We start from the raw sequence: 5823 nt of genomic DNA, 5'->3' as shown, positions 1-5823 counted from the left end.
AAGGTTTAACGCCTGGATATCATCCTGAAGATAAAGAAAGAGTGTTCGTTAAGGCTCCAGTATTCTCATTCGCAAAACTTCGTAGTGTAGATACAGTTTTAGGACCTGAAATGAAGTCTACAGGTGAGGCTTTGGGTAGCGATGTAAACTTAGAAAAAGCATTGTATAAGGCATTGGTTGCCAGCGGCGTGAGTGTTCCAACTCATGGAAACGTATTAATGACAATTGATGATGAAAATAAACAAGAAGCATTAGAATTAGCGAAACGCTTTGCGAACATCGGATATGGAATCTATGCAACGAAGGGTACGGCAGACTTATTTGAAGCTGAAGGATTGTATGTTCATCGTGCTAGTAAGATTGAAACTGAAGATGGTAAAAATGTTGTAGATATTATCCGTAATGGACGTGTAAACTTTGTCATTAACACAATGTCAAATAAGAAGAACACAAATGCCGATGGCTTCTTGATTCGTCGTGTGTCTGCCGAAAACAACATTTCTTGTATGACAAGTTTAGATACAGCGAACGCATTAGTGAAAGTTTTAGAGTCATTGAGTTTCTCAATGGTATCTATGAATGAAATGGGGAAATAATATGCAGGAATTTGCGAACATTCTATCGAATGTGGAAATCGCAAAAGATATTTGGAAAATGGAATTGAAAACAGACTTAGCTAAAACAGCTAAGCCTGGTCAATTCATTGAAATCACAGTTCCGGGTTTCTATTTGCGAAGACCCATCTCGATTAGTGAAATCAAAGAAGATGTTTTAGTCATCATCTACAAAGTGCTTGGAGAAGGTACTTTAAAAATGACTGAATTAGAAGGAAAATTAGATATCTTTGGTCCTTTAGGAAATGGTTTTCCAATTGAAGACAAAGAAGAAGTATTGTTGATTGGTGGCGGTGTTGGTGTTCCACCATTATATGAAACCGCAAAACAGTATTTAAGTAAAAATGCACGTGTAACAGTTGTATTAGGTGCAAACGATGCCAATAGTGTATTCTATGTGGATGAATTTAAGGCATTGGGATGCGATGTTTATGTCGCAACAATGGATGGTTCATTAGGTACAAAGGGTACGGCATTGGATGCGATCAAAGAAAACAATGTGACATGTAAATTTGTGTTAAGCTGTGGACCTTTACCTATGTTAAAAGCCATTAACGAACAGTATAGTGAAGGATATATTTCATTAGAAGCTCGTATGGCATGTGGTCTAGGTGCTTGCATGGGTTGTGTTGTAAAAGATGTAGAAGGACATTCATTACGTGTATGTAAGGATGGTCCAGTATTTGAGATGGGAAAGGTGGCTTTATAATGGATATTTCAGTAAAACTACCTGGATTGAATTTAAAGAATCCAATTATTCCAGCTAGTGGATGTTTCGGATTTGGTAAAGAATATGCCGAACTATATGATTTAAGTGTATTAGGTGGTATTGCCATCAAATCAGCTACGCCACAAGAGCGTTTTGGAAATCCTACGCCAAGAATTGCAGAAACACCTATGGGAATGTTGAATGCGATTGGTTTACAAAATAAAGGTGTGGATTCTATTATCGAAAATGAACTTCCATTCCTTGCACAGTATGATACAGAAATTATGGCCAATGTTGCCGGTGCATGTGAAGAAGATTATGTAGAGGTTATCAAGAAGTTAAATGATCAGCCAGTTATTAAGGCTTATGAATTAAATATTTCTTGTCCAAACGTAAAACATGGTGGTATTGGTTTGGGCACAAAGCCTGAACTTGCAGCACATGTGACTAAGATTTGTAAGGAGGCAGCTACAAAACCTGTATATGTGAAGTTATCTCCAAATGTAACAGATATTGTAGAAATTGCCAAAGCCGTTGAAGAAGCGGGAGCAGATGGTATTGTATTGATCAATACTTTAATGGGTATGCGTATCAATTTAAAGACGGGAAAACCATTACTTGCGAATGTGACAGGTGGTCTTTCTGGTCCTGCCATTAAGCCAGTTGCCTTAAGAATGGTGTATCAAGTAGCGCAGGCCGTAAACATTCCAATCATTGGTGTTGGTGGAATTACTTGTGCAGAAGATGTATTGGAATTCTTAAATGCGGGGGCAAGCGCTGTTGAAGTGGGTGCTCAAAACTTTGTGGATCCTTATGTATGTCCAAAAATCATTGAGGATCTTCCAAAAGTATTAGAGAAGTATGGATATAAGAATATTGAAGAAGCAGTTGGAAGGAGTTTTAAATAATGAGTAAGACAATTGTAGCATTAGATTTTTCGAGTAAAGAAGAAGTTGTAGATTTCTTAAAACAATTTGATGAACCAGTATATGTAAAGATTGGTATGGAATTAACATATGCGTGTGGTTTAGAAATGGTAAAAACAGTGAAGGAAATGGGTCACCACATTTTCTTGGATTTGAAATTGCATGATATTCCAAACACAGTTAAGGGTGGAATGAAGAACTTAGCTAATTTAGGCGTTGATATTGTCAATGTACACTGTGCTGGTGGTATTGCGATGATGAAGGCTGCCATTGATGGCTTGAATGAAGGAGCTAAAGATGGAAAACGTCCTATGTGTATTGGTGTAACTCAGCTTACTAGTACTTCTAAAGAAGCTATGAATAACGAATTGGGAATTCCTGGTGAAGTGATTGATTGTGTTATTAAATACGCTAAGAATGCCAAAGAAGCAGGCTTGGACGGTGTTGTATGTTCAGTACATGAAGCTAAGGCAATTCACGAAGCTTGTGGAGAAGACTTCTTAACAGTCACTCCAGGTATTCGTTTGGCAAGTGATTCTAAAGATGATCAAAAGCGTGTTGCGACTCCTGCATTTGCGAAAGAACAAGGTTGTGATTATATCGTAGTTGGTCGTTCAATTACGAAGAGTGCAAACCCTGTTGAAACATACAAAGAAATTGAAGCAACGATGTCTAAATAAGGTGTGAGAAATCACATCTTTTTTTACTTTATTATTGAAATTTTCATGATTTGTGGTAGTATACTAAACAGAAAAAATATAGTATTTTTTTCAAGGGAGGATACGTATGATCAAGAATCCAGTTTTGTTTATGAGAAAAACGTCAGTGATCGAGATGAATAGTATTCTTCGTAGTGCTATACTTTTTAATAGTTCCATTTAAAGATTGGCAATGCGTTTGTTTGCTAATCTTTTTTTTGAGTAAATAACAGAAAGGACAAATTATGGAAAGACTTTTAGTTTTAGAAGATGGAAGTGTATATCGCGGAATTGCGTTTGGTAGTGATAACTTCCAAATTGGTGAATTGGTATTTAATACTTCAATGACGGGTTATCAAGAAATTTTAACAGATAATTCATATTGTGGACAAATTGTAATGATGACATATCCATTAATTGGTAACTATGGAATCAATCGTGATGATAATGAAAGCATGGTTCCATGTGTATTTGGCTTTGTCGTTAAAGACTATTGTGAGTATCCAAGTAATTTCAGATGTTCAGAAACATTGGATGATTTCTTAAAACGTGAAAATATTCCGGGTATTTATGATATTGATACACGTGAAATCACAATGAAGATTCGTAATGTAGGTACAATGAAGGCTGTTATGGCCGATGTGGATGCCGATGTAGATGCTGTTGTTGCAGGTTTAAAAGCAGCTGATTTCTTACATGATCAAGTGGCTCGTGTTTCTACAAATAAAGTGTTCCCTATACCAAATCGTGGTAAGAAAGTTGTATTGATGGATTTCGGAGCAAAATTGGGTATTGTTCGTGAACTATCAAAACGTGGATGCGATTTAGTCATTGTTCCATATGACACACCAGCAAGTACAATTCTATCCTATCGTCCAGATGGCGTTATGTTGTCGAATGGTCCTGGTGATCCAACGGATGTACAAGTCGCTATTGAAACAATCAAAGAATTGATTCCTCAGACTGTCGTATTTGGAATTTGTTTAGGTCATCAGTTGATTTCTTTGGCTTGTGGTGCAAAAACATATAAATTGAAATTTGGACACCGTGGAGCTAACCATCCAGTTGTAAATTTATCAACAGGTAAGGTGGAAATCACTTCTCAAAACCATGGTTTTGCGGTAGATATTGATAGCTTAAAGGATACTCGTTTGGAAATGACACACCAAGCATTAAATGATAAGAGCTGTGAAGGTGTGCGTCATAAAGACTATCCTTGTTTTGCGGTGCAATATCACCCAGAAGCAAGTGCAGGACCTGAAGATTCTCGTTACTTGTTTGATCAATTTATTGAATTAATGGAGGAGAATAAAAATGCCTAAACGTACAGATATCAAAAAAATCTTAGTGATCGGATCTGGTCCAATTATCATTGGTCAGGCTGCTGAATTTGATTATGCCGGAAGTCAGGCATGTCAATCTCTTCGTGAAGAAGGATATGAAGTCATCTTAATTAACTCAAACCCTGCTACAATCATGACAGATACAGCGATTGCGGATCGTGTTTATATTGAACCTTTAACAGTAGATTTCGCAAAGCGTGTTATTTATAAAGAAAGACCGGATGCCATTTTAGGATCATTAGGTGGTCAAACCGGATTAAACTTAGTTGTAGAATTACATGAAGATGGAATTTTAGATGAGTTTGGTGTAGAAATTTTAGGTACAGATTTACATGCGATCAATCGTGCAGAAGACCGTGAATTGTTCCGTTCTTTAATGCAGGAAATCAATGAGCCAGTACCAGAAAGTATGATTGTTCATACTGTAGAAGAGGCTGTTGAATTCGCAAAACGTGAAGGGTATCCATTGGTTGTTCGTCCAGCTTATACACTTGGTGGAACTGGTGGTGGTTTCGCTGATGATGAGGCTGAACTTCGTGAAATTTGTGATTCTGGTTTAAAGGCAAGTCCAGTACATCAATGTTTGATTGAACAAAGTATTGCGGGATATAAAGAAATTGAATATGAAGTAATGCGTGATGCCAAAGATAATGCGATCGTAGTATGTAACATGGAAAATATTGATCCAGTAGGTGTACATACAGGAGATAGTACGGTTGTTGCGCCAGTTCAAACTTTAACAGACCGTGAAAACCAAATGCTTCGTAATGCATCTTTAAAAATCATTCGTGCATTGAAGATTTGTGGTGGATGTAACGTGCAGTTGGCATTAAATCCAAATAGTTTTAAATATTATGTCATCGAAGTTAACCCTCGTGTATCTCGTTCTTCAGCCTTGGCTAGTAAGGCAACAGGATATCCAATTGCGAAGATCAGTGCTAAATTAGCGGTAGGATTAGGTTTGGATGAAATTATTAACCCAATCACAAAAACAAGTTATGCTTGTTTTGAACCTGCATTGGACTATATTGTTACAAAATTTGCTCGTTTCCCATTTGATAAATTCCCGAATGCAGATCGTCATTTAGGAACACAGATGAAGGCGACTGGTGAAATTATGTCTATTGGACGTACTTTTGAAGAATCTTTCTTAAAAGCTGTTCGTTCTTTAGAAATGAAAGTGGATCATATCTATAAAAAGGAATTGGCTGGATTAACGAAGGAAGAATTGCTTGAAAAAATCAAGAAGTGTGATGATGAAAGAATCTTTGCGGTTACACAATGGTTACGTGATGGATATGATATGGAAACAATTCATAATGTAACGAAGATGGATAATTTCTTCTTATGTCACTTGTTAAAAATTATTAGCTTAGAAAAGTTAATGATGGAAAATGTTAAGAATGTAGATGTATTGCGTAAATTAAAGAAATATGGTTTTGCGGATAGCTACATTGCTCGTAACTGGGATATGAAAGAATTCGATTTATATAACTTGCGTAAAGAAAATGGAATTATGCCAGTGTATAAGAT

Annotated in this window: 5 protein-coding genes and 1 pseudogene; all 6 read left to right on the top strand. The window is 36.6% G+C overall.

What is annotated here, in order from left to right:
• Positions 1-596 (top strand): annotated as a pseudogene (locus Q0F04_RS11245) (carbamoyl-phosphate synthase large subunit); the annotation flags it as partial.
• Position 597: 1 nt separating this feature from the next.
• Positions 598-1323 carry a dihydroorotate dehydrogenase electron transfer subunit gene (locus tag Q0F04_RS11240; RefSeq protein ID WP_295753344.1) on the top strand — a complete coding sequence of 242 codons (726 nt, stop codon included), beginning with the start codon at positions 598-600 and terminating at the stop codon, positions 1321-1323.
• Entirely contained in the window at positions 1323-2231 is a 909-nt protein-coding gene (locus Q0F04_RS11235) for a dihydroorotate dehydrogenase (RefSeq protein WP_003866100.1), read from the top strand. The genes Q0F04_RS11240 and Q0F04_RS11235 overlap by 1 nt, the downstream gene beginning before the upstream one ends.
• Positions 2231-2929 (top strand): orotidine-5'-phosphate decarboxylase, encoded by a 699-nt coding sequence (pyrF, locus tag Q0F04_RS11230; protein WP_003866099.1) that lies wholly within the window; start codon positions 2231-2233, stop codon positions 2927-2929. Before Q0F04_RS11235 ends, pyrF begins: the two co-directional genes overlap by 1 nt.
• A 260-nt stretch (positions 2930-3189) precedes the next feature.
• Positions 3190-4269: a glutamine-hydrolyzing carbamoyl-phosphate synthase small subunit gene (carA, locus tag Q0F04_RS11225; protein WP_295753347.1), complete on the top strand. Its 1080-nt coding sequence runs from the start codon at positions 3190-3192 to the stop codon at positions 4267-4269.
• Positions 4262-5823, top strand: a 1562-nt coding sequence (carB, locus tag Q0F04_RS11220) for a carbamoyl-phosphate synthase large subunit (RefSeq protein WP_295753341.1), incomplete at its 3' end; no start/stop codon positions are given. The genes carA and carB, both read left to right, overlap by 8 nt.

Source organism: uncultured Holdemanella sp., from assembly GCF_934772795.1.
GTDB lineage: Bacteria > Bacillota_I > Bacilli_A > Erysipelotrichales > Erysipelotrichaceae > Holdemanella.
Note: the sequence above shows the minus strand (reverse complement) of the source record. Positions and strands in the feature narration are given on the sequence as shown.